The 26697-nt window shown below is 32.7% G+C and carries 19 protein-coding genes; 12 read left to right on the top strand and 7 right to left on the bottom strand.

Going from position 1 to position 26697, the window contains the following annotated elements; translation table 11 throughout:
- Positions 1–10 precede the first annotated feature (10 nt).
- Positions 11–1450, top strand: coding sequence for a hypothetical protein (locus tag LX78_RS09700; RefSeq protein WP_146192567.1), 1440 nt, complete (start codon positions 11–13; stop codon positions 1448–1450).
- A gap of 14 nt (positions 1451–1464) precedes the next feature.
- Here the strand turns inward: LX78_RS09700 and LX78_RS09695 are convergent, their stop codons facing one another.
- From LX78_RS09695 to LX78_RS09665, 7 genes are all read right to left on the bottom strand, one after another.
- On the bottom strand, positions 1465–2232 hold the full coding sequence (locus LX78_RS09695; protein ID WP_170109839.1) for a T9SS type A sorting domain-containing protein: 768 nt from the start codon (positions 2230–2232) through the stop codon (positions 1465–1467).
- Positions 2233–2242: 10 nt separating this feature from the next.
- Positions 2243–6799 carry a malectin domain-containing carbohydrate-binding protein gene (locus LX78_RS09690; protein ID WP_170109838.1) on the bottom strand — a complete coding sequence of 1519 codons (4557 nt, stop codon included), beginning with the start codon at positions 6797–6799 and terminating at the stop codon, positions 2243–2245.
- Positions 6800–7022: 223 nt separating this feature from the next.
- The gene (secA, locus tag LX78_RS09685; protein WP_109682462.1) at positions 7023–10379 is read right to left on the bottom strand and encodes a preprotein translocase subunit SecA; all 3357 of its coding nucleotides are present in this window, start codon (positions 10377–10379) and stop codon (positions 7023–7025) included.
- Between the two features lie 163 nt (positions 10380–10542).
- Positions 10543–10764, bottom strand: coding sequence for a DUF2795 domain-containing protein (locus LX78_RS09680; protein WP_007648604.1), 222 nt, complete (start codon positions 10762–10764; stop codon positions 10543–10545).
- A 159-nt stretch (positions 10765–10923) separates the two neighbouring features.
- Positions 10924–11496, bottom strand: coding sequence for a cob(I)yrinic acid a,c-diamide adenosyltransferase (locus tag LX78_RS09675; RefSeq protein ID WP_109682461.1), 573 nt, complete (start codon positions 11494–11496; stop codon positions 10924–10926).
- Between the two features lie 220 nt (positions 11497–11716).
- Positions 11717–12484 (bottom strand): O-methyltransferase, encoded by a 768-nt coding sequence (locus LX78_RS09670; RefSeq protein ID WP_109682460.1) that lies wholly within the window; start codon positions 12482–12484, stop codon positions 11717–11719.
- Between the two features lie 223 nt (positions 12485–12707).
- Positions 12708–14570, bottom strand: a complete 1863-nt coding sequence (locus tag LX78_RS09665) for an ABC-F family ATP-binding cassette domain-containing protein (protein ID WP_109682459.1) — start codon at positions 14568–14570, stop codon at positions 12708–12710.
- Between the two features lie 106 nt (positions 14571–14676).
- On the opposite strand from LX78_RS09665, the gene LX78_RS09660 reads away from it, so the two are divergent.
- The 11 genes from LX78_RS09660 to LX78_RS09610 all read left to right on the top strand — a co-directional run bounded on the left by LX78_RS09660 (position 14677) and on the right by LX78_RS09610 (position 26695).
- Entirely contained in the window at positions 14677–15471 is a 795-nt protein-coding gene (locus LX78_RS09660; protein ID WP_170109837.1) for a polysaccharide biosynthesis/export family protein, read from the top strand.
- Between the two features lie 3 nt (positions 15472–15474).
- Positions 15475–17940 (top strand): GumC family protein, encoded by a 2466-nt coding sequence (locus LX78_RS09655; RefSeq protein ID WP_109682457.1) that lies wholly within the window; start codon positions 15475–15477, stop codon positions 17938–17940.
- A gap of 32 nt (positions 17941–17972) precedes the next feature.
- The gene (locus tag LX78_RS09650) at positions 17973–19262 is read left to right on the top strand and encodes a nucleotide sugar dehydrogenase (RefSeq protein ID WP_109682456.1); all 1290 of its coding nucleotides are present in this window, start codon (positions 17973–17975) and stop codon (positions 19260–19262) included.
- Positions 19262–20242, top strand: a complete 981-nt coding sequence (locus LX78_RS09645) for an SDR family oxidoreductase (RefSeq protein ID WP_109682569.1) — start codon at positions 19262–19264, stop codon at positions 20240–20242. Before LX78_RS09650 ends, LX78_RS09645 begins: the two co-directional genes overlap by 1 nt.
- 245 nt (positions 20243–20487) lie before the next feature.
- Positions 20488–21351 carry an ABC transporter permease gene (locus tag LX78_RS09640; protein WP_185117709.1) on the top strand — a complete coding sequence of 288 codons (864 nt, stop codon included), beginning with the start codon at positions 20488–20490 and terminating at the stop codon, positions 21349–21351.
- Positions 21352–21403: 52 nt separating this feature from the next.
- Complete coding sequence (locus LX78_RS09635) at positions 21404–22654, top strand: ABC transporter ATP-binding protein (RefSeq protein WP_109682455.1); 1251 nt, start codon at positions 21404–21406, stop codon at positions 22652–22654.
- Positions 22654–23430, top strand: coding sequence for a sulfotransferase domain-containing protein (locus LX78_RS09630; protein WP_109682454.1), 777 nt, complete (start codon positions 22654–22656; stop codon positions 23428–23430). Before LX78_RS09635 ends, LX78_RS09630 begins: the two co-directional genes overlap by 1 nt.
- Positions 23431–23436: 6 nt before the next feature.
- The gene (locus tag LX78_RS09625) at positions 23437–24414 is read left to right on the top strand and encodes a sulfotransferase family protein (RefSeq protein WP_109682453.1); all 978 of its coding nucleotides are present in this window, start codon (positions 23437–23439) and stop codon (positions 24412–24414) included.
- Positions 24407–24829 carry a cupin domain-containing protein gene (locus tag LX78_RS09620; RefSeq protein ID WP_109682452.1) on the top strand — a complete coding sequence of 141 codons (423 nt, stop codon included), beginning with the start codon at positions 24407–24409 and terminating at the stop codon, positions 24827–24829. The genes LX78_RS09625 and LX78_RS09620 overlap by 8 nt, the downstream gene beginning before the upstream one ends.
- A 2-nt stretch (positions 24830–24831) precedes the next feature.
- Complete coding sequence (locus LX78_RS09615) at positions 24832–25944, top strand: DegT/DnrJ/EryC1/StrS family aminotransferase (protein WP_109682451.1); 1113 nt, start codon at positions 24832–24834, stop codon at positions 25942–25944.
- A complete protein-coding gene (locus tag LX78_RS09610; protein ID WP_109682450.1) occupies positions 25937–26695 on the top strand; it encodes a class I SAM-dependent DNA methyltransferase in 759 nt (252 codons plus the stop codon). Before LX78_RS09615 ends, LX78_RS09610 begins: the two co-directional genes overlap by 8 nt.
- Positions 26696–26697: the final 2 nt, after the last annotated feature.

Genomic DNA, 26697 nt, shown 5'->3' with positions numbered 1-26697 from the left:
AATAATCAAAATGAAACGAATAATAATAGGCATATTTTTTCTAATGGTAATGAGTGTTTCGGCACAACAAAAGTTAGATAAAATATCACAATCCATAAAGGTAACAGATCAGGTTACATTAGATTTGAATACAAACCATACCAACATTGAAATAGATACTTGGAATAAAGATATTATAGAGATAGAGGCTTATGTAGAAAGTAGTTCTTTAAGCAAAGAAGAACTAAAGGAATATTTAGAAGCATGGAAAATTCAAGTGGAAGGTTCAAACGACTTTGTGTCAATTACGTCTGGTACAGATAATTTACCTTGGACATTAAATAACACGCTTTTCGATGAGCAATCTATTGTGGCATTGCAGGATTTGGAATTTGAATTGGCAAATATGCCAATCGTGGAAAATCTTTTAGAATCTTTAAATCTAGCCGACATGCCTAAAATGCCTAAAATGCCAAAATTACCAGAGCTTCCAGAAGGGATGATTAATTCGGATTTCGATTATGAGAAATTCCAAGAAGAAGGCGATGCTTACATGGAAAAATGGAGTAAGGAATACAGCGAGAAATATGGCGATGAATATGCCAAAAGAATGGAAGACTGGGCTAAACAACTTGAGTCTAGCCAGGAAATGAAAGACTTTGAAAAGAAGATGGAAGCTTGGGGTGAAAAATTTGGAGAAGAGTTTGGCGAGAAATTTGGAAAAGATATGGAAGCTTGGGGAGAACAATTTGGAAAAAGCATGGAGCTTTGGGGAGAAGAGTTTGGCAAACAAATGGAAGAACAAGCAAAATTATTTGAAGAGAACCAAGATGAATATGAAGAGCTTCATGAGTCTTTGTTTAACTCTCCATCTGATTTAAGAAATCTGAAAGTTAAAAAAACCATTAAAATTAAAATGCCTAAAGGAGCTAAACTCAAAGTGAATGTGCGTTATGGCGAATTGAAAATGGTTTCTGTAATTAACAATTTAAAAGCCGAATTATCTCATACTAGTTTATTAGCAAATAGCATTGATGGAAGCCAGACTTCCATCAATGCGTCTTATTCTCCAGTTACTATATCAAATTGGATTATGGGAGAGTTAAAATTAAACTATGTAGAAAAAGCACATATCAGTACTGTAAATAGATTGGTATTAAGCGCTAATTCGTCTAATATAAACATTGGAACCCTTCAAGGCAATGCTATTATTGATGGAAGTTTTGGCGATTTAATTATTAGTAATATTTCAGATACGTTTAATAATCTAAACATTGTTTTAGAAAATAGTAAAGCTCGTGTTACCTTGCCTAAAGCAGATTATAACTTACAATATAAAGGCAAATATTCTAAATTAAAACATCCTAAAAAATCTTCCGATGAAGTGAATTCTAGCTTCTCAACAGGTAATTTAACAAGTAATAAAACCATTGTGGTTAATGCCAAATATAGTCAAGTAGAATTAAAATAGAACTCTCTTCAAACTCAATGATCTATAACCACTTTATATGTTGCCTTTTCTCCAGACACAGAAGTAAGAGTCATTAAATATAATCCGTTAGTTAATGTGCTTAAAGTGTCAATATTTAAATGATTGTTTGTCATTTTAATATCTTTATCAATAAATACAAGCTTCCCATCTATAGTATATAAACGAATCTCATTTATTTCTGATGTATGATTAGTTGTTATATTTAAATTACCTTTTACTGGATTAGGATAAATAGAAATATTGCTCTTAAAATCTTCATTTGAAATATTTAATGTTTCAAAAACTATTGAATTTGTTGCTCCTAAAACATTTTGTCCGGCTGCATTAGTGACTGCTGTACCAAGAGCTCCACTAAAATCATGCATTATTGAAATGGTTGAACTGTTATCTATGACATTAAATACAATTGTAAAAATAGTTTCAGTGCCACTAATATTTCCAGAAAAATCCCCTCCAGCATACTCTATTACACCATTCCCATTGTCTATATTATTTGCTAATTCTACTTGAAAATTATAGACAGGTGTTAAACTAACTGCTTGAATAAGAGATGGGTCATAATCTAGAGTAACCTGAACACCTCTATAATTTGAACTTGCTACTGCTACCAGTTCATAAGTGAAATTTTGACCATTGCTTAATGGTGGATTAGCGTCGTTAACACTAGCAATTAAGTCTACTTGCCCTAAACTCATACTGGAGTAAAAAATTAAACTAAATGTTGCTATTAATAACTTCCATTTATAAGTAATTGTTTTCATAATATATATATTAATTGTTTTGTGTTTCTCCAATGGTTGAAAAATTACCTGATAATAATCCAAAGTCCAATATATTAATAACTTCGTTACCATCAAAATCTGCAGAGCTATTATAGCCTGAATCTGAAGAAGTTAAGCCAAAAGAGCCAGATAGAATTCCAAAATCTAAAATATTTACAAGATTATCGTTATTTGCATCACCAGCTAAAAGTTCTGTAATAGTTTCTGAAGCATTTGCAGTTAAATTAATAGTAATTACTCTTTGTAAATACATAGGATGTTTTACAAGAACTTTATAATTGCTCTGGCTTATTGTTGAACTTAATGAGAGATTCCCTAAATTATCACTAGTTTCAGAGAAACTATAAGCAGGTGTTATTAAATCATTTAAATCGTATAAAATAACAGAATATGTTCCACTAAAATCTACTCGTCCTTGAAGGCTCACGCTTAAATCTAAATTAAATTCAGGGATAACCACACTTATGTTTTGTATACAGGATGAAGACGTGTTATTAGAAGCATCAGTCACTGTCCAAGTAATAGATGTGTCACCTAGTGGATATGGATCGGTTAATGCTAATGCATCAGATCTAATACCTAAATAAGTTAATGTATTAGAACAGTTATCTGTAGCTGTTGGTTCTATAATAATTATGTTCGTTTCGGTAGTTCCAACTGAAACATTTTCTATAATATTTGTTGGACAAGTAATTACTGGTGCTTCAGTATCGTCTAGAACAGTCCATTGAAAATTAGTTGAAGTATCTAAACTACCAGGTTTAGATACAGTAACTGTTACTTGGAAAACACCATCGTTGTTTGGACCTCCAGTTACAGATGTTTCATCAATAACTCCAAAAATCAAACCGTTTGTTGGTTCAATATCTATGCCTGTTGGCTGACCAGTAATTTCAAAGGTTAAATTATCGGCAGGATTTCCACCAGAAGCTATAGCTGAAAAATCTGAAATTTCTAATTCACAATTTGTTTGGTCAGCTATTGGTTGTATTTCAAGTTCTGAATATTTTAGACCTAATATTTCAATAGCATTTATTATTGGATTTTGGATATTAGTTGCGATATGCATTTGTAAATTTCCATCAGTTAAAGTAACATTGAATTGTAGCATACCTGCAATTCTATGCCCAAATTCAGCAGATGGGTCAAAGTCACTTCTTCTTCTTTGGCCTTCAATGTTAATATCCATAACACGTTCGCCTGGCTCAGAAGTTCCATTGTATAAATTAGCTATGTATAGATTCACAATATATTCTCCATTTGGAAGAGGTACTGTAAAAATCATAGGAAATTCTTCATTGCTATTTCCTCGTTGGATGCGCATTACTTCAATATATTCTGTTGAAGAGATATAATCTGGAATAGATTCGTCTCTTAAATTGTAGTTCATACCTGTAAGAGAATATGGAGAGCCTGAAGATAAAATATAGGAAGGTCCAACAAATGCTGTATTGTCTTCCCATTCTGGGCCTCCATCTGATGCAGTTACTGCAGTACCTCCAGCATTTATTCTTACAATAGGAGTAAAAATATCTGTTATTTCACCAATAAGAGGTAAAGCTAATGGTGAGTTATTTCCAGAATGAACAATATTTAAAACACCATTTTTAGTTCCAATAATTTGATCTGAATCAAAATCTATTGGTACAATAACTGAAGTACCAGGGTTAATGTCGAAAGGAAATGTAACATCGCTTGAAAATAAGGATGCATCTGTACCAGTAAAGTTAAAACCAGTTACAGTAATTGCGCTATCTGTAGGTCCTCCATCATTATTAATCGTAACGAGTTTAGTACGTTGCGAATTAATATCAGGTGTTAAGCCAAAGTCTAACACATCTGGTATTACAGATAAAACACCATCCAGATTTTCGTACACTTTAATAAAATCCCAAGTAGCGGTAAAAGAGTTTGGTGTAGAAGCCGTTCTAGCAGTTGAAATTAAACTAACTGCCAATCCTTTATTGTCAGAATCATCTAAAAAACTAGCAGGTAATGTAATTGGAGACCCTAATAAATTTAAAGTTTGACCATCGTCTATAGAATAAAAAGGTTGTACTGTGTTTGTTGCCGGATCAATAGATGCATAAAGATCTAACGAACTAGAATTTAAAATATTTGGAACATCATATTTAGTATCGCTTGTAACAACACCTCCATCTTCTAATAAAACTTGCAAACCATAATTTGCATCATTATTGAGAACACCATTCATAATTACAATTTTTAAGTAATTATCTTGATCTCCATTTCCGAAACTAATGCCATATGATTGAAAATCTACAGGAGTTTGTTGTGAACCTCCTGAACCAAAATATGGTGATTCTACTTTAGAATGAATTGTAAATGGATTAGAATTACTGTCTACATTAATACCAAATTGAAAACCATAATCTTGTGTATTTAAGTTTCCAAAGGCATCTCCACCAGTAACTTGATCTACGGTCGCTTTCCCAGCAGCACCACCAAAAGACATATCATCAGTGTCAAATTGATCTAAATAGTCTGTGTTACCCGAAGGGTCCAACATAAGTCCAGTAAACCCTAAACCAAACATACCAGTTCCTGGGTCATTATTCCAAAAAGGATATAATATGGGAAGATTGGTTGTTGAACCATTATTAGGATCTATTGCAAAAGCATCATTAACATCAAGAATAAAGTCGTTGTCATCATCTGGATCGTTTAGATCAGAAATAAAGTCGCCATCATTATCAGTTGGTTTACTACTTTGAGAACATATATTGGTTCCATTATCTAACTCATCTTGATTTGTAAATCCATCACCATCATTATCTGCATTGGCATCATAACCTACATCTCCAGGTTGTAAGCAACTAATGTCTGATGGTTCAAAAACGGTTACGTTGCTAGAGCCATAAGTAGCAGCCCAAACTGTTCCTGGAAAAATATCATTATCTCCTTGTGCAATAACATCTAACGGAATACTTCCAAAACCTTGAAAGGTTGCTTCGTGTTCTAAAACAGAATCTCCTGTTGGGTTTAGCTTATATCTATTTATATCTCCATTAAAGGATGCGGTTAAGATATTACCTTGCATTATGCCACCAAAATTTGAAGCTGTATATTCAGTAATTCCATTAGTAGATGAACTCACAACATCAAGTATATTATTTTTTGTGCTAGCAATGGGCTCATCTAGTAAGTATTCACCAAGTCTAGATTGTTCTGGGAAATCACCAATTGTAAATGATGTATTAAAATAACCAGATACACCAGGTAAAAGATCTACAAGGTCATGCGATTCTATAAGTGACCATGTTGAACCAGTGTCTTCATATACATTTACTTTTGCTCTGGATGGAAAAGCTAATATAGGATTTGGGTGCCCACCATAATATGTACCATTTGCATCAGTAGTTAAACCAATATAATGTAAAGGATCGCCATGTAAATTTGATCCATTTTCATTAAATTCATTTGTAATGTAATGGTTTACTGGGTCATAGGTAATAGTTTTTTCATCTCCTAAAAATACATCTGTTGCTTTGTCATAAATTTTTGGAAAACCTCCCCATTGACCATTAGGGCCATTATCTGAACTGTAGATTTTACCTCCTTCAGAAATTACAACGTCGTAAGCATTACGATAGCCTGGAGAAAAAATTTGAATAGGTCCACCAACTTCAGGAAATGCTTGATTTAAACTGTTGTTTCCACCAAAAGGATCACCTAAGTCAATTGTTGAGTTATATAAAGGATGCCCAACTTCATAAGGGAATTCAGGATGTGTGTTATTAATATCAATTCTTGAAGGGTCATTTAATGTCGGCAAATCATATATAAATTCTGTTCCAGAACGCAAATCTGTATATACAGGCATGCTCTCTAATTGAGTTAAATTTACAATTAAAATTGCTGCAGAAAGAAAATATTCTGGAGTACCAGCAAAGTTATTACTAGGAGCTCCTTTATTTGTTTGCCCACCTTGAGCAACTAGAAGAAAAGTTGACCCATCACGTTCAAACATATCCATGCCATTAATTGCATGATTTTCTTCACATCGTGGTAAACCACGTATTAGGTCTATTTTTTCCCAACTACTACCATTCCAAGTTAATTTTGAAATCATACTTGAATTAGTATCTAAATTTGTGTCGCTACCAGAACCACCACCACCAATTAGATAGTCGGAGGAGGTTACATAAAGAACTGGGTTTAGTGAAGTTCCAGCCGTCATTATACCAGTAATTAACCTTTGTTGACTTGGATTAAAAAGACCTGAATCTGTATGGTTTGGAATACCTAACCGGATGTTAGTTATCTGTTCAGAGTTTATAACATTGTACGTCCCACTACCTTGTGGAGCGAGATCTCTTTCAATAGTAAAAGCCCAAATAACACCATTTTGTTGCGAAACATAGAGTCTGCCATCTGGTCCAAAATCTAATGATGTTGGATTTAAAACGTTGGCATCAATTAAACCAGAAGATCCGAAACTTATAGTTTGAGATGTTAAGTCGATTGATAAACTAAAAAAGGATATAACTGCTAATAAAGAAATTGCATAATTAAATTTTTTCATAAAAAATAAATACATAATTTTAATTTTTTCGTTTGTAGCTATTAATCGAAAAAATAATTTTTATTTTATGAGGAAGAATCTTAAGTTAAAATTAATGAATTTATATAAGAAGAAGGTTTTTTAAAAAGACTTTTCGTTAAAACGAAAAATATATCGGTTATGAAGATTAAATAAATAAAAAAGCCAAGCTAAGCTTGGCTTTTTTTTAACATATATTAGAATTTTATTCTTCAATTAGAACCCAATCGCCTTTAGCAATTAATGGTTCGGCTTGTTTGTATTTAAGCGTTTTATTTTCACCACTCATAACATGCTTGATAGTCACTTTATCGTTACGTCCAATTTTTGGTTTATCTCGAACAATAGTTTCTACCACATCTTGCTGACGTTGCGTGTTTCCAGCAGCTCTGCTTTGTGCAGAACGTTCATCTAGATTTGGAATCTCGTCTTTTTGAGTTTTTAAGTTTTCTTTTCTCTTTGTTTGTTTGGCTTCTTGAATCGCATTTGTTTCTTCAGTAGGTAATTCACCTTTAAATAAGAACGAGATTACGTCCTTATTTACTTGATCAATCATGCTTTTAAATAATTCGAACGCTTCAAACTTATAGATTAACAAAGGATCTTTTTGTTCGTGAACTGCTAATTGAACCGATTGTTTTAACTCATCCATTTTACGTAAATGCGTTTTCCAGGCATCATCTATAATAGCAAGAGCAATGTTCTTTTCAAAATCGGTAATTAATTGTTTTCCTTGAGTTTCATATGCTTTTTCAAGATCTGTAACAACCTGTAATGTTTTTACACCATCTGTGAAAGGAACAACAATTCGTTTGAATTTATCACGTTGATTTTCATAAACATTTTTAATAACAGGAAAAGCAGAGTCAGCATTTCTAGTCATTTTTTCTTTGTAATGATTGTATGCTTCTTTATAGACTTTAGATGAAATTTCCTGAACTGATAATTTACCAAATTCATTAGCAGTAATTGGAGAGCTCATTGAGAAATAACGAATTAATTCAAACTCAAAGTTTTTATAATCGTTTACGGCTTTGTTTGCCTCAGCAATACCTTCAGATGTATCATAAATCATATTGGCTAAATCTACACGAAGACGTTCTCCAAATAAAGCGTGATGACGACGTTTGTAAACAACTTCACGTTGCGAGTTCATAACATCATCATACTCTAAAAGTCTTTTACGAATTCCAAAGTTGTTTTCTTCTACTTTTTTCTGTGCACGTTCAATAGACTTTGAAATCATAGAATGCTGAATCACTTCGCCTTCTTTCAAGCCCATTCTATCCATCATCTTAGCAATACGTTCGCTACCAAATAAACGCATTAAGTTGTCTTCTAGAGATACATAAAACTGAGAGCTTCCTGGATCTCCTTGACGACCAGCACGACCACGTAACTGTCTGTCAACACGACGAGAATCGTGACGTTCTGTACCAACAATAGCAAGACCACCAGCTTCTTTAACAGCATCTGTTAATTTAATATCTGTTCCACGACCAGCCATATTGGTAGCAATAGTTACTTGCCCAGTTCTACCTGCTTCGTCTACTATTTCGGCTTCTTTTTTATGTTGCTTAGCATTTAATACGTTGTGTGGTATTTTACGAATGCTTAACATTTTACCAAGTAACTCACTAATTTCAACCGAAGTGGTACCAATTAAAACTGGTCTGCCAGCTTCAGATAGTTTCGTAACATCATCAATTACGGCATTGTATTTTTCACGCTTGGTTTTATATACTAAATCGTCTCTGTCATCTCTAGCAATAGGTCTGTTGGTCGGAATTTCAACTACATCTAATTTGTAGATTTCCCAGAATTCACCAGCTTCTGTTACAGCAGTACCTGTCATACCAGACAGTTTACGGTACATTCTAAAATAATTTTGAAGCGTTACTGTTGCAAACGTTTGAGTGGCATCTTCAATTTTTACATTCTCTTTGGCCTCAATGGCTTGGTGTAATCCGTCGCTATAACGACGACCATCCATAATACGACCAGTTTGCTCATCGACAATCATGACCTTGTTTTCCATAACAACGTATTGAATGTCTTTTTCAAATAAAGCGTAGGCTTTTAATAATTGATTTAATGTATGAATACGTTCAGATTTAACACCAAAATCTCTAAATAAGTCTTCTTTAAGATTAGCTTCTTCTTCTGAAGATAAATTTTGTGCTTCAATTTTTGCGATTTCAACACCAATTTCTGGCATCACAAAGAAATCTGGATTGTCTTTACCAGATAAAAACTCAATACCTTTATCTGAAAGTTCTATTTGATTGTTCTTTTCTTCAATAACATAGTAAAGCTCGGCATCTACCTTTGGCATCTCTCTGTTATTGTCTGCCATGTATTGATTTTCTGTTTTCTGAAGCAACAGTTTAATACCTTCTTCACTTAAAAACTTAATAAGGGCTTTGTTTTTAGGGATTCCTCTATAAGCTCTTAATAATAGAAAACCACCTTCTTTGGTGTCTCCTTCAGCAATTAGTTTTTTAGCTTCCGCTAAAACACCAGTTAAATATTTACGTTGTACAGAAACAATCTCTTCAACCTTAGGCTTAAGTTCTGTAAACTCATGTCTGTCTCCTTGTGGTATAGGTCCGGAAATAATTAATGGAGTACGTGCATCATCTACTAAAACAGAATCAACCTCATCGACAATAGCGTAATGATGTGGACGTTGTACTAAATCGTTTGGCGAATGTGCCATATTATCACGTAAATAATCGAAACCAAATTCGTTATTTGTTCCGTAAGTAATATCTGATAAATAGGCTTTTTTACGAGCTGCAGAGTTTGGTTGATGATAATCTATACAATCGACACTAAGACCATGAAACTCGAATATTGGAGCCATCCAAGCGCTATCACGTTTCGCTAGATAGTCGTTTACTGTTACAAGATGCACACCTCTACCAGCTAGTGCATTTAAATAAACAGGAAGTGTTGCCACTAAGGTTTTACCTTCACCAGTTTGCATTTCTGCAATTTTCCCTTGGTGCATAGCAATACCTCCAATAAGCTGTACATCGTAATGCACCATGTCCCAAGTAATAGGTTTTCCAGCTGCATCCCATGAATTTGCCCAGATTGCATGGTCGTTGTCAAGTGAGACATAATCTTTATCTCCAGAAAGTTCTCTATCGAATGCCGAAGCAGTGACTTTAATTTCTGTGTGGTTTACAAAACGTTTAGCTGTTTCTTTTACAACAGCAAATGCTTCAGGTAAGATATTATTTAAAACCTCTTCGGTAACTTCATAAATACGGTCTTTAATACTATCTATTTCTAGATAAATATCTTCACGTTTGTCAATATCTTCTGTAGCTTCAGCCTCTTTAAGTAATAGGTCTATATTGTCGTTGAAGGGTTTCCTTGCTTCTGCAATTTGAGTTTTAAAAGCGTCTGTCTTAGCTCTTAGTTCATCGTGAGAAAGTGCTTCAAGGGCAGCTTCAAAAGTCTTTATCTCTTTTACTATAGGCATGATAGCCTTAACATCTTGTTTCGACTTATCGCCGACAAATACTTTTAGTACAGAATCTAAAAAGGTCATGTGTTATTATTTTTAGTTATATCAGCAATAAACTGATAAATATATGTTGAGTTTTTTTAAGAGTTTTTATAACCCTCAAAGTTACGGTTTGTTATTAAGTTTCCCGAAAAATTAGACACAAAAAAAGCCTCTAAACGAGACTTTTTTTAATAATGTTTACTTATTAGTATTCATCCTCATTCCAGAGGTAATCTTCGTCTGTTGGATAATCAGGCCAAATTTCTTGGATTGATTCATATTGGTCTCCTTCGTCTTCAATAGACTGAAGATTTTCAACTACTTCCAATGGTGCTCCAGTTCTAATTGAATAATCAATTAATTCATCTTTAGTTGCTGGCCAAGGCGCATCGCTTAAATAAGATGCTAATTCTAATGTCCAATACATTTTATAATTGTTTTTATTTTTTGCAAAAATAAATTTTTAGTTCATATAAACAAGAAAAAAATCAATTAATTATACATCAATAAAAAGAACGTTTTTTCTCACTGTTTTTTAATTAAAACAAATCCAGTTTTTGCAGTGATTATTATTATAACAAACGAATTAATGTTTTTCGGGAATCCATTTAATTTCGTTTGCCTTTAAATCTGATGACAACTTTCGTGCCAAGACAAAAAGGTAGTCAGATAGACGGTTTAAATACATTAAGGTGCTTGGCTCAACTGGCTCTAAGTCGTTTAATGCAGCTGCTAAACGTTCTGCTCTTCTACAGACACAACGTGCTATGTGACAGAATGACACCGTTTGGTGACCACCAGGTAGGATGAAGTTTGTCATAGGAGGAAGGCTGTCGTTCATAATATCCATTTCTTTTTCAAGTCGCTCGATGTTCTCTTCTGAAATTTTTGGGATGTTTAAACGTTCTTTTCCACTTTTTAAAATAGCCTTTTCTGGATCGGTTGCTAAAATAGCGCCTACAGTAAATAAACGATCTTGGATATGAGATAATACATCTTTGTAATGTGGATTGATATCCTGGTCTTTTAATAAGCCTATATGAGCATTCAATTCATCGACAGTTCCGTAACTTTCTATGCGAATATGATGCTTTGGAACTCGTGTACCACCAAATAAAGCTGTGGTTCCTTTGTCTCCTGTTTTTGTGTAGATTTTCATGTGATAAAGTTAAAAGTAAAAAGTGAAAAGGCAAAAGGTTATAAGTTAAAAAGTATGATACCTTATTTAAGAGCCAAGAACCATGAGCCAACCTGCCGTCATTAGTAGTAAACCTGTATTGTCACACTGAGCAAGCCTGTGCTGGGCTGTCACACTGAGCTTGTCGAAGTGTTGTCTAAACATCGAAGCGTGACAATCTGTTTATTAGCTGAACAAAATATTACAATCGAATTACAAAATCCTCCTTCACTTGTTCTGTTCTAAAAAAAACAAAGCCCCAAAAAAACGTATCAATGGTTACAGAAACTTTAGGATGCTTCTTAATTGTTTCCCAGGCTTCTGTCATGTCTTTAGACCAGTAAATATCATCGAAAATAAAAAGCGTGTTGTTATGAGTTTTAGGGAGAAGTTTTTCAAAATATCTTAATGTAGCTTCTTTGTTATGGTTGCCATCAAAAAATACGAAGTCAAAACTGTTTTGTTCAATCTTCTCTATGTGCGAATCAAAATCTCCAACAAGCAATTTGACATTTTTATTCTTAGATAAATTTGATTTTGCAGTATTTGAGATGTTTGGGCAACCTTCAATACTTGTTATTTGAGCTACTGGATTTCCCAAATGAATTGCTTGAGTAGCAATACCTAAAGAGGTTCCTAATTCTAGTATGTTTTGAAATTGAAAGTATTTAGAAAGTCTAAAAAGTAATTTTGTTCGTTTAAAGCTGGTTCCAGAATGTTTGGCAATAGACGAAATAGCTCTGGAGGTGTTATTAGTGACTTTGGAGCCAGAACCTAAATCTGTAATTTCTAGTGTATTCTTATTGGCTAATAATGCTGTTCTATAATCTTTTAAGTCTTTGTATTCCGGATAGACTTTAGAATCATAAAAACAATTCGTAACTAAATCATATACAAAAGGAGAGTGAACACCATGTTGGTTGGTGGACTTTAATAGGAATTGTATGTATTGTTTTTGTTGGTAAAACATATTTAAACTAGTAATTTCATAGTATAAATTTTGATGTCATTGCGAGCCTGCCTGCCGGAAGGCAGGGAGTGACGATAGGAATGACGTGGCAATCTGTTACTTGTTTGCGAAAGCATCATGAGATTGCCACGCTTCGCTCGCAATGACGGACTTTTTTTGTTTTATATTGATTTATTGACACATCGACTCATTGATTCATTGCGACTGAGACTGCAAACTATTTTCACTCCTCCAGCTTCGAACTCAACTCAAACCAACGCATTTCTTTTTCATCAATAGCATCCAAAATGGTTTGGAGTTTTTGTGAGAGGTCTTGAATTTGTTCTGGTGTTAAGCTCTCATCATGAAATTGCTTCTCTAATGCTTTTTTATCAAATTCCAGAGAAGCTAATTTACTTTCAATATTTTTATATTCTTTCTGCTCGTTATAAGATAGGTTGGTATTACTGTCTTTTTTCCATTGCTTTTTGTCTTTTTTAGAATCGTTTGAACTGGATTCAATTTCTTGACTATCTTCATAAGTTCTAAAGTCGGAATAGTTTCCTGGAAAATCTTCTATGATGCCTTCACCACGAAAAATAAGCAAATGGTCCACAATTTTATCCATAAAATACCTGTCGTGAGACACCACAATCAAGCAGCCAGGAAAATCTAGTAAAAAGCTTTCCAAGACATTTAGGGTAACAATATCTAAATCGTTGGTTGGCTCATCTAGTATTAAGAAATTCGGATTCTGAATTAAAACCGTACATAAATACAAGCGTTTGCGTTCGCCACCACTTAGTTTTTCAACAAAATCGTATTGTTTTTTTCTATCGAATAAAAAGCGTTCCAATAATTGCTGCGCACTTATTTGTCTCCCTTTTTTTAATGGAATATACTCCCCAAATTCTTTAATAACATCAATGACCTTCTGGTCGGGTTTTACCTGGATTCCAGCCTGTGTGTAGTACCCAAACTTAACCGTTTCTCCTAAAACCACTTTTCCAGAATCTGGTTTTTGGGTCTGGGTAATTAAATTTAAGAAAGTCGATTTTCCAGTTCCGTTTTTACCAATAATCCCTAAACGTTCCCCTTTTTGGAAGGTGTAATCAAAACCATTTAAGATAATTTTATCTTTATAAGCTTTAGAGACTTTGTGCAGTTCAATAATTTTACTGCCCAAACGCTCCATGTTTAATTCTAACTGAATCTCATGGTCGTTTCGGCGTTGTTGGGCCTTGTGTTTAATATCGTGAAAATCGTCTATACGCGACTTCGATTTCGTGGTTCTGGCCTTAGGCTGTTTGCGCATCCAATCCAATTCTTTCTTAAAGAGTTGTTTGGTTTTTCCAAGTTCTACAGCTTCATTCTCTATGCGTGCATCCTTCTTTTCCAGATAGTAAGAATAATTTCCTTTATAAGTGTACAGTTGCCCTTGATCGAGCTCGATTATTTCATTACACACACGTTCCAGAAAATACCTGTCGTGAGTAACCATAAATAAGGTCATTTGTTCTTTGGCAAAAAAGTCTTCCAGCCATTCAATCATTTCCAAATCTAAATGGTTGGTAGGCTCATCTAGAATTAAAAGATCAGGTTTCTGTAATAAGGCAATAGCTAGAGCTAGTCTTTTTTTTTGTCCTCCAGAGAGTGTATTTACTTTCTGGCTCAAATCTTCTAGTTTCAGTTGAAACAGGATTTGCTTGTACTGGGTTTCAAAATCCCAGGCTTGAAAACTATCCATTTGCTCAAAAGCTTTCTGATACCCTTCTTCATCTTCTGGGTGTTCTAGAGCTTTTTCATAGTTTTTTATGACATCTAGAATGGGGTTCTTGGTATCAAAAATGGCAGCTTCAATTGTTAAGTTGTTGTTCAGTTCTGGATCTTGAGATAAAAAAGCCACTTGAATGTCTTTCCTATAAATAATATTTCCAGTATCTGGCGTGTCTTTCCCTGAAAGCATATTTAAAATAGAAGTCTTCCCAGTCCCATTTTTAGCAACAAAGGCTATTTTTTGATCCTTATGAATACTAAATGAAAGGTCTTGGAAGAGACTTAACTCTCCATAAGATTTTGAGATATTTTCTACAGTTAAATAGTTCAAAGGGCTAAGTTTTTTGCAAATAAACGTATAAAAACCAAAATTAACTACATTAGTTTTGATATTCCTATCGAAAAGTTATATTTGTGATTAAACTATAAATGTCCTTATGAAGAAGCAGTTCGTTCTGGTATATCTACTTATAAGTATCGGTTTTATGTCTTGTATTCCAAATAAAGATTTGGTGTATTTGCAGAACATGGAAACAGCTACAGATACTACTCAAGTGATTACTGAAAAACAGAAGCCTTATCGGATTCAAATTAATGATATTTTGAATATTCGTGTAAAAGCGTTGGATCAAGATAATGTACAAATTTTCAATCCTGTAGGGGAAGAAAATTTGAATGCTGATGGAGAAGAGAGAGCTTATTTTGATGGATTTACAGTTGATTTACATGGGAATATTCGAGTGCCAGTTTTGGGAGAAATAAATGTACTTGGGTATACTACCGAAGAAATAGAACAGCTTTTAGAGAAAACTTTATTAGAAGAAGAGTTTAAAGAGACTGCTAATATTTTTGTCTCTGTAAAATTAACAGGGATTCGTTTTACTGTAAATGGAGAAGTCAAAAGAACTGGTACACAAACACTTTATCAAGCGCGAGTAAATGTTTTTGAAGCTTTAGCTAATTCTGGAGATATTGAGATGACAGGAAATAGAGAAGATGTATTGATTATTAGACAGTATCCACAAGGTCAAAAAATTCATCATGTCAATTTGTTGGACGCTAAAGTGATGCAATCTCCTTATTACTATATTCAGCCCAATGATATTATTTATGTGAAACCTTTAAAGCAAAAGTCTTGGGGTACTGGAACAACTACAATGCAGACTGTAGGTACTATTGTTACTGCACTTTCTTTAGTAACGACCACTCTTTTATTAATTGATAGAATTTAAAGCATGGCAGAATATGAAGATATAGATCAAGAAGGGGGAAGGATTAACTTCGATTTTAAAGGGTATTTATTTAAAGTATTGAACCTTTGGAAGTTTGTATTGGTATGTATAGGTGTTGCTCTTATTATCGCATATTTTATAAATGTTAGAAAGCAGAATGTTTATAAATTAGATTCATTAATTTCGGTTGAGAATGACCAGAATCCCTTTTTTACAGCAAATACAAGTATTTCTTTTAATTGGGGAGGTGTTTCTGGTAAAATGGGAAAGACCATCACAACTTTACAAACCCGAACTCATAATGAAAAAGTAGTTGATTCTTTGAAATCTTATATGAATTACTTTGTTGAAGGGAAATACCACAAGGTAGACATATATAAAGATGCTCCTTTTGTATTCGAACTCGATAAATCAAAACCTCAATTACTAGGGCATTTTATTGGTATTCGTTTCTTAACAAATAATACATTTGAGATTTATACGGAGTTTGAGTCTGAAAAAGGTTCAGGACAACTATATGACTCTAAAGAGCGAATACCAGTTTCTATCCCTATAGGAATTTTTAAGCAGCAATTTCAAATCGGAGAAGTTATTAATTTACCATTTTTACATGGGATTGTTAGGTTACGTAACGAAAGCCCTGTCAAGCCAGGATTGGAATTCTATTTACGATTCAGTAATTTTGATAGTGCAGTGAATGGCTATAAGCAAGGCATTGGAGTGAAGCCCTCTACTAATTCTTCTGCATCTGTTTTGGTATTATCTCTGGCAGGTAATAACAAGTCTAAAATTGTAGATTACTTAAATACCACAGCTGTCATTTTAAGTAAATCGGAGTTGGAACGTAAAAATTTATACGCAACAAATACTATTAAGTTTATTGATAGTAGTTTGGCAGCAGTCAATGCTAGTTTAAAAGATTTTGGAGATGAGATGAATAACTTCAGAAAGGAAAACAAGGTGTTTGATGTTTCTTCTGAAATGAAAGATATATCTGATAAGTTAAAAGAATTTGAATCCCAAAAAGAGACTGAACAAACAAAACTTAATTATTTAGATGCGCTTGAGAATTATTTACGTACTAAAACAGATTATACACGTATTGCTGCTCCAAGTTCGGTAGGAATTCAGGAGTCTAATATTATGAGTTCAGTATCTAAAATAACAGCCTTGGCAATTGAACGTCAAAGTATGGAATACTCCATGAGAGAAGATTCTGATATTTTTAAAGACATTGACAGACGAATCAATGCAGAAAAAAATGTCTTATTAGAAACTATCGATGCAACAAAAAGTACTATTCGTGCGCTTTTGAGCAACTTACAACGAAATATAGCAAATTTCGAAGCTAAGTTAAGTGGTTTGCCTGAAGATCAACAGGAGTTTTTAAAAATTCAGAGAAAACTGGATATTAGTCAGGAGGCATACGATTTGTATATGGCTAAACGCAGTGAAGCAGCTATTGTAAAAGCAGCAAATGTATCAGATATAGGTATTATTGACGAAGCCAAAGATATTGGTGGTGGCTTGATAGGTCCTAATAAATCGTTGAATTATATGATGGGATTGATGCTTGGTTTCTTTATTCCCATGTTTCTAATCTTTGTTATCTTTCTTCTAGATCATACCATTCATGGATCTGATGAAGTAGAACGCTTGTCTAAAATCCCAATAATTGGGTTGATTGGTAAATACAGATATCATAATAATTTAGTGGTTTTTGAAAAACCAAAGTCTGCTGTAGCTGAGTCTTTTCGCTCCATACGTTCCAGTTTACAATTTGTTTTGAATAAGTCTCAAATAGAGGGAGGTAGAACTATTTTAATTACATCTTCGGTAAGTGGAGAAGGTAAAACCTTTTGTTCTATAAATATTGCTACGGTTTACGCATTAAGTGGTAAAAAGACTATTTTATTAGGACTGGATTTACGTAAACCCAAAATATTTGATGATTTTAAAATAGACAATGAAACTGGGATTGTTAATTATCTTATAGGCGAAAAAACTTTTGATGAAGTAAAATTTCATACACATGTCGAAAATTTAGATGTGGTAACTGCTGGTCCTATTCCTCCAAACCCATCAGAGTTATTAATGAGTCCTAAATTGAAGATGCTTATAGCTGATCTTCGGGAGACATATGATATTATTATATTAGACACGCCACCTTTAGGCTTGGTTACAGATGCTTTTGAATTGGTAAAATATGCAGACACCTCAATATTTATGGTGCGTTTAGATTACACCAAAAAGGGAATGTTGCAACTTGTCAATGCAAAACACCGAGCTGGAGAAATCAAGAATATTCACTTTATTCTGAATTTCTACAAGCATAAATCCAATCAAAATTACGGCTATGGATACGGTTATGGCTATGGCTATGGCTATGGCGTCTATGGTAATGCGTATCATGAAAATGGAAAACAAACAGTTTTTAAAAAAATAAAAGATTTTTTAAAAAGAATTTAAATCAAAATAGGCTTTTAAATTAATTTATATATATGAAAATAAATAATATCGCCATTGTTGGTCTCGGCTATGTAGGTTTGCCTTTAGCAGTGGAGTTTGCAAAAAAATATCATGTCATCGGTTTTGATATCAATACCAAACGTATTGCAGAACTCAGATCTGGAAAAGATAGAACATTAGAAGTTGAAGAAAATCACTTAAAAGAGGTTATTATTACTAATAAAACGAGTGAAAAGGGTCTTTTTGTTTCAAGCGATTTGGTTGATATGAAAGATTCTACTGTTTATATCATTACAGTACCAACACCAACAGACGAATTAAATAAGCCAATTTTCACACCCTTAGTTAAAGCAAGTGAAAGCATTGGAAGCATTCTTAAACCTAATGATATTGTTATTTACGAATCTACAGTATATCCTGGTGTAACCGAAGATATTTGTGTTCCAATTCTAGAATCTGTTTCTGGGCTTAAATTTAATGTAGACTTTTTTGCAGGATATTCGCCAGAACGAATAAATCCGGGAGATAAAAAACATACTGTTACTAAAATTTTAAAAGTAACTTCTGGTTCTACTCCTGAAATAGCAAAAGTTGTTGATGATTTGTATAAATCTATTATCACTGCTGGAACTCATATGGCGCCTTCCATTAAAGTGGCAGAAGCAGCCAAAGTTATTGAGAACTCCCAAAGAGATATTAACATAGCTTTTGTAAATGAGTTATCAAAAATCTTTAGATTATTAGATATAGATACTAAAGCTGTTCTGGAAGCAGCTGGAACCAAGTGGAATTTCATCAATTTTACGCCTGGATTGGTTGGAGGACACTGTATTGGTGTAGACCCCTACTATTTGGCTCAAAAAGCCATAGAATCTGGTTATAATCCTGAAATTATTTTAGCTGGAAGAAAGATGAATGATAGCATGGGAGGTTATGTGGCTCAAGAAACAGTTAAAATAATGATTAAAAAGGGAGCGACTATAAAAGGTTCAAAGGTACTCGTGTTAGGTATTACATTTAAAGAGAATTGTCCAGATATTAGAAATTCTAGAGTTATTGACATTATTAGAGAATTTGAAAGCTATGATGTTGATGTGGATGTATTTGATCCATGGGCTTCTTCAGAAGAGGTTAAAGAAGAGTATAACTTTGATTTGATTTGTAATAAAAATGACATTAATAATAATTATGATGCTATAGTATTAGCTGTATCTCATAATGAGTTTTTAGAAATAGATCTTCAACAATTAAAATCTAATATCGGAGTTATATTCGATGTAAAATCCTTATTACCAAAACATACTGTAGACGCTAGATTATGATGTATAAGCACAAATATCATTTAGAGGATTTGTCTCAATTTTCTTTCTTAATTACTGGAGGAGGAGGTTTTATAGGTTCCAATATTGTAGAATATTTGTTGAAATATAATGCTAAAAAAGTTAGAGTATTAGATGATTTTTCAAATGGACATCGAGAAAATTTAACGGAGTTCCATAGTAATCCAGCTTTTGAATTAATGGAAGGAGATATTAGAAATCTGGAAACTTGTAAAAAAGCAATGCAAGATATGGACTATGTGTCTCATCAAGCAGCTTTGGGTTCCGTACCACGTTCAATTAATGATCCTGCAACCACTAATGAAGTTAATATTAGCGGTTTTTTAAATATGATGATTGCCTTAAAAGACTCAAAGACTGTAAAACGTATGGTTTATGCTGCATCTAGCTCAACTTATGGAGATAGTAAAGCGTTACCAAAATTAGAAGATAATATAGGGAAACCTTTATCTCCTTATGCAGTAACCAAATATGTGAACGAACTGTATGCAGATGTTTTTGGAAAAACATACAATACAGATGTTGTTGGTTTACGATACTTCAATGTGTTTGGGCCAAAGCAAAGTCCAGATGGTGCTTATGCAGCAGTAATTCCATTATTTATGCAAGCATTAAAAGATAATAAGTCGCCAAAAATTAATGGCGATGGCGAGCAAACACGAGATTTTACATTTGTAGATAATGCCGTTCAAGCAAATATTCGTGGCTTTTTTGCTTCTAAAGCAGCAAGCAACCAAGTGTTTAATGTAGCATGTGGAGAACGTATTAGTGTCAATTATCTTTGGGATTCTTTAAAACAAGCAGCAAATTCTAATTTGGATGCTCTATATGGACCCGAACGTCAAGGAGATGTAAGAGACTCATTAGCTGATGTCACTAAAGCAGAACGCTTAATAGGCTATCAACCTAAATACTCGGTTGGAGAAGGCTTGAAGATTACTTGGGATTATTTTAACAATTAGTTGTTTAGACTTAAGTTGTAGAGTTGTTCCTCAGCTTTGCAACAGAAGGGTGGTTCGAAATTACGAAATAAAAAGAGCTCGCTATGAAAAGGATTCTTTGTTCAAAGGCTAAGGTTTAAGATTTTTGTTTTTAGATTTTTGTTTTTAGAATTTTGTTTTGTGGAATTTGGAATTTTTCACCAATTCTTCATTATTAATTTTTCATTATTAACTATATTAGCCACAACCAAAAAAAAGGACTTACATTGAGCAAGATTGATGACGATGCATGGTTATATACCATTTCTTCAAAACGGAAATTAATAGATTTTAATTTTAAGGAGATTTGGCACTATCGCGATTTATTAATGCTATTTGTAAAACGCGATGTGGTTACGGTCTATAAACAAACTGTTTTAGGACCATTATGGTATTTAATTCAACCCTTGTTTACAGCGCTAACTTTTACCCTTATTTTCAATAAAGTGGCTAATATAGAAACTGGTACAGTGCCACCATTCTTATTTAATTTAGCAGGCGTCTCTATCTGGAATTATTTTAATACCTGTTTATCTTCTACTAGCGATACGTTTAAAACCAATGCCGCTATTTTTGGAAAGGTCTATTTTCCAAGGATCATTGTGCCTTTATCCATTGTTATCTCTAACTTGATGAAGTTTAGTATTCAACTCCTCATCTTTATAGCTTTTTATATTTATTATTATATGAATGGAGCAGCAATTCACATAAATAATAGCATTCTGTTTTTTCCAGTTATTGTCATGCTAATGGGCTTATTAGGACTTGGAAGTGGAATGATAATTTCGAGCTTGGTTACTAAATATCGCGATTTAAAGTTTTTAGTGGGCTTTGGCGTGCAGTTGTTAATGTATGTGTCGGCTGTTATGTATCCTTTGGCTCTTATGCGAGAGAAATTACCAAAAATTGCCTGGATTGTAGAATATAATCCCTTAGCTTATATAATTGAAACAGCACGTTATATGTTACTTGGAACTGGTACTCTTAGTTTGTTTGGAATTATATATACCATTTCTGTAACATTGCTGGTTTTGGTTTTTGGAATTATAATCTTTAACAGAACCGAGAAGACATTTATTGATACGGTGTAGTTATTTTTACGAATATTAATTAAAGAAACAGAAATTATTGAATTAAGATTTTATGGTAATACTTAAAGCCAAAAACATTAGTAAACAATACCGACTAGGTCTTGTAGGTACTGGAACTATCAGCCACGATTTAAATCGTTGGTGGGCTGGTATTCGTGGCAAAGAAGATCCATATCTAAAAGTGGGTGCAGTTAACGACCGAAGTACAAAGGCAGATAGCGACTATGTGTGGGCTTTGCGTGACATTAATTTTGAAGTAAACAAGGGAGAAGTTTTAGGAATTATAGGTAAAAATGGCGCAGGAAAAAGTACCTTATTAAAAATATTGTCTCGTGTAACTATTCCAACCACAGGAGAAATTAAAACCAAAGGACGCATTGCCAGTTTACTGGAAGTAGGTACTGGGTTTCATCCAGAACTTACTGGAAGAGAGAATATTTATTTAAATGGGGCTATTTTAGGAATGACTAAAGCTGAAATAAAGGCTAAAGAACAAGAAATCATCGATTTTTCAGGCTGCGAACGCTATGTAGATACACCTGTAAAACGCTATAGTTCTGGTATGACAGTACGTTTAGCTTTTGCAGTAGCAGCACATTTAGAGCCAGATATTTTAGTGATAGATGAGGTGTTGGCCGTAGGAGATGCCGAATTCCAGAAAAAAGCCATTGGCAAGATGCAGGATATAAGCAAAGGAGATGGGAGAACCGTCTTGTTTGTAAGCCATAATATGGCTGCAGTAAAAAGTCTGTGCTCACGTGCTATTGTCTTAGAACATGGGAAAACTGTTTTTGAAGGAGAAACGGATGATGCTGTTGATTTTTATTTAGAGAATGCAAATACCATATTAAAAAGTAGGACTAATATTTTTCCATTGGAAAACACAAATTACGGCATTATTTTTAAAAATATTTTTATTAAAGAAATTGAACAAAGCAGTATATGCGTTAAACTATTAGTTGATACTAAACTTGAAATTAAAAATATTGGCTTTGGAATTAAAATTAAAGATTTTAATGATATAGTTATAGGGAGTATAACACCAGCTATTACTGGTGAAAGTTTTAATTTAAAAAAAGGGGAATCAGAAATTTCATTTTATTTAAAAAACTTTTTGACTTTATTTTCTGGAGGAAATTATTACTTTGATGTTTGGGTTGCAAAACCAAAATTAGAAATGATAATTTATGGAGAGAATGTTATAGGATATGTTATACCTAAAAAAGATAGATTTAGTACAGGTGTTTTTCATGAAAGAAACAAGCATGGAATTATTAATATGGAAGGAACAATAACAATGTAATGATTAATTTAAAAATAAGGAATAAAATAAAGTCTTTAATAAAAATCAAGAATAAAAAAGATGGAATTGACATAAAACCTAATGATGTTTATTTGGTGTCATTTCCTAAATCTGGTAATACTTGGATGCGTTTTTTATTGATTAACTACCTGTTTAATCCAAAATCAAAAAAGTTGGTTTATGATGATTTAGAAGTGTTTATTCCTTCAATTCATAAATCTTCAATTGAATCAATCAATTCCAAAAAAGGATTAAGAATAATCAAATCTCATTTCGTGAAACTCGTTTACCCAAAAATTATTTATATTGTTAGGGACGGAAGAGATGCTTTAGTTTCATATTATTACTATCAAAAAGAATTACGTGGTTTTAAAGGGAGTTTTGAAGAGTTTTATTTTTCTAAATTATCATCAGAGGCAGGTAATTGGCAAGAGCATTTAAGAGCCGCTTTGAAATTTAAAAAGGAAAACCCTAATAATATAATATTTGTTAAATATGAAGATTTAAAAAAAGATACAAACTCAACCTTTAAAGAGGTTATTTCTTTTCTTGGTGAAGCAATTTATGAAGAGAAACTTAATTTCGCAATAAATAGTTCTTCATTTAATAATCTTAAAAAAATGCAATTGTCTGATGGAGTTGAAATTGAAAAAAAGAATATTAATTTTTTTAGAAAAGGAACTAGTGAGCAATGGACAGGTTATTTTAATGAAAAGATAAATGATGATTTTATGAAAAACTCCAAAGATTTAATGGAACATTTTAATTATATATGAAATTAGATGAATGAAAATCAGCTCATTTTTTTAATATCTCAGCCTAGATCAGGATCTTCTTTGACTCAGCAACTTTTATTAAACAACAAAGGCATTACTTCGGCACCAGAATCTTGGCAAATGCTATCTTTAATACATACCTATAAAAAAACAAATATTAGCGATGGTTATAATCCAAATTATGCCAGTATTAATTTTTTGGACTATTTAAATAATATAGACCATGGACTTGATACATTTAAACAACAAATAAAAGACTTAGCTTTAAAACTTTATGCATATAACACAAATGGAGATTGCTATTTTCTTGATAAAACACCACGTTATTACCATATAATTGATGAATTATATGAGTTGTTTCCTCAAGCTAAATTTGTTTTTTTAGTAAGAAATCCATTATCTGTTTTTGCCTCTATTCTTGATCATAATTTTAAAGGCAATTATGTTAACTTCTTATCTTCAAAAGATCGAGTAGAAGATTTGTTTTCTGCACCAGTTGAAATTGATAAGGCTTTAAAGACATATGATAATAAGATTTTGGTAAAATATGAAGATTTAATTGAAAACCCTGAACAGGAATTATTAAAGATATTTAATTATTTGGAATTAGAATTGCCTGAAAGTGTAGGGACTTATAAAGTTAAAGACGATTTTGTAAATACCCAAGCTATAGATACAAAAAGCCTAAAAAAACACTCTAAACCTTCAGACTCATATCTTAATTCTTGGAAGAAAACTATAAATAATACACAGAAAAAAAAACTAGCGTTAGATTTTATTGAAGCACTAAGTAAAAAACATGTTGACTACTTTGGTTATGATTTAAAAGATTTATCAAATAAATTGAGAGCTTTTAAGCCAGAGAAAAGAACATTAATAAATTTGTCTTTAAAATCGCTAATATTGGAAGAAGCACAACTACCTTTTACAAGGTTATTAAAAAAAAGAATTATATTGAAATTTCAAAGTAAGCATTATGTTTGAAGAGATTAAATTTAAAGATCAATTATTGGGTATTATTATAAAATCTACTTATGAAAAAGAAGGAATTACTTTTTTTACACCAGACGATTTCTCCCAACAATTAGGTTATATGAAGCGTGAAAAAGGCTATGTTATCGAACCTCATGTACACAATCCTGTAACACGCGAAGTCATTTGGACCCAGGAAGTATTATTCATTAAATCTGGTAAAGTTCGTGTTGATTTCTATGATGACAATAAAAATTATTTAGAAAGTCGCACTTTAAAAACTGGAGATGTTGTTTTATTAGCTTCTGGAGGTCATGGATTTAGTATGTTAGAGACTAGCGAAATTATAGAAGTAAAACAAGGACCATATTCGGGTGAAAAAGATAAAACAAGATTTGAACCTATAAACGAAGCAAATATAAAATAACAATGATACCAGTTAACACACCATTGCTTAATGGAAATGAAAAGAAATACCTTTTAGAGTGTGTAGAAACTGGGTGGATATCCAGTGAAGGACCTTTTGTGAGAAGATTTGAAGAAGACATTGCTTGTTTTGTTGGAAGACAACATGGTATTGCAGTATCAAATGGGTCTGCTGCTCTAGATGTAGCTATTAGAGCTTTAAATCTTGAAAAGGGAAGCGAGGTTATTATGCCAACGTTTACAATAATTTCTCCAGCTCAATCCTTGGTTAATGAAGGATTGGTACCCGTTTTAATTGATTCAGATCCTTTAACATGGAATATGGATGTTAATCAAATTGAGGCTAAAATAACATCTAAAACAAAAGCAATCCTTGTTGTTCATATTTATGGACTTCCAGTAGATTTGGATGCCATATTAAGTTTAGCTAAAAAATACCAACTTAAAATTATTGAAGATGCAGCAGAAATGCATGGGCAAACCTATAATGGTAAACAATGTGGTAGTTTTGGAGATATAAGTATTTTTAGTTTTTACCCTAATAAACACATTACAACAGGAGAAGGTGGTATGATTTTAACAGACGATGATGAGCTAGCCGAAAGATGTAGAACATTAAAAAATCTATGCTTTAAACCTGGACGTCGTTTTGTGCATGATGAATTAGGTTGGAACTACAGGATGACTAATATGCAAGCGGCTTTAGGAGTTGCCCAATTAGAAAATATTCAATCTATTGTAGAACGTAAACGAGAGATAGGTGATCGTTACAACCAAAACTTAAAAGATTTAATAAATGTTGAATTACCACTAAAGTCTACAGATTATGCCGAAAACATCTATTGGGTTTATGGTTTAATAGCAAAAACTGAAGTGATGGCCATAGAAATCCAAAAAAAATTAGGAGATAACAAAATTGGAACTAGACCGTTTTTTTGGTGTATGCATGAGCAACCTGTTTTTAATAAACTTGGTATGTTTCTAGGTGAAACCTATCCACAAGCCGAAAAATTGGCTCGAACTGGATTTTACATACCCTCAGGTTTAGGATTGAGTAATGCTGAAATTGATGAAGTTTCTGAACAAATTATTAAAGCAGTGAGTTATTATGGATAAGTTTAATCTATATGCAAAGTATTATGATTTGTTATACAGTGACAAAGACTATCAAGGAGAAGTTGAATATATAAACTCACTTATAAAATTAAATAGTAATCAAAATAATTATACTATTTTAGATTTGGGGTGTGGGACTGGTATTCATGCTAATTTATTTTCGAATTTAAATTGTCAAGTAGATGGTGTAGATATGTCACCACAAATGATTTCACGTGCAAAAGAGAGATATTCTGGCAATGTTGATTTAAATTTTTATGTAAATAGTATCACAGATTTTAAAAACAATAAACACTATGATGTGGTAACCTCTTTATTCCATGTTATGAGTTATCAAAACACTAATTCAGATGTAATAAAGACCTTTAAAACAGCTTATAACCATTTAAAAAAGGATGGTTTATTTGTCTTCGATTTTTGGTATGGACCAGGAGTTTTAACAGATCGACCAGAACCTAGAATAAAAATTTTAGAAGATGATTTTATTAAAGTTAAACGGCAGGCCAAACCTAAATTACATATCAATGAAAATATAGTTGATGTTAATTACGAGATATTTATTAATAATAAAGAGAATAACACTTCCGAAATAATAAATGAGGTACACTCTATGCGTTATTTTTTTAAAAAGGAGATTGAATTTTATTTAGAGTATGCGGGATTTAACGTAGAACATTTTTATGAATGGATGACTTTTAAAGAACCTAATACCAAAAGTTGGAATGTGGTAGTTGTTGCCAAAAAAGTATAATT

This window comes from Xanthomarina spongicola, assembly GCF_003148645.1.
GTDB classification, from domain to species: domain Bacteria; phylum Bacteroidota; class Bacteroidia; order Flavobacteriales; family Flavobacteriaceae; genus Xanthomarina; species Xanthomarina spongicola.
This window is presented reverse-complemented; position numbering and strand designations above follow the sequence as displayed.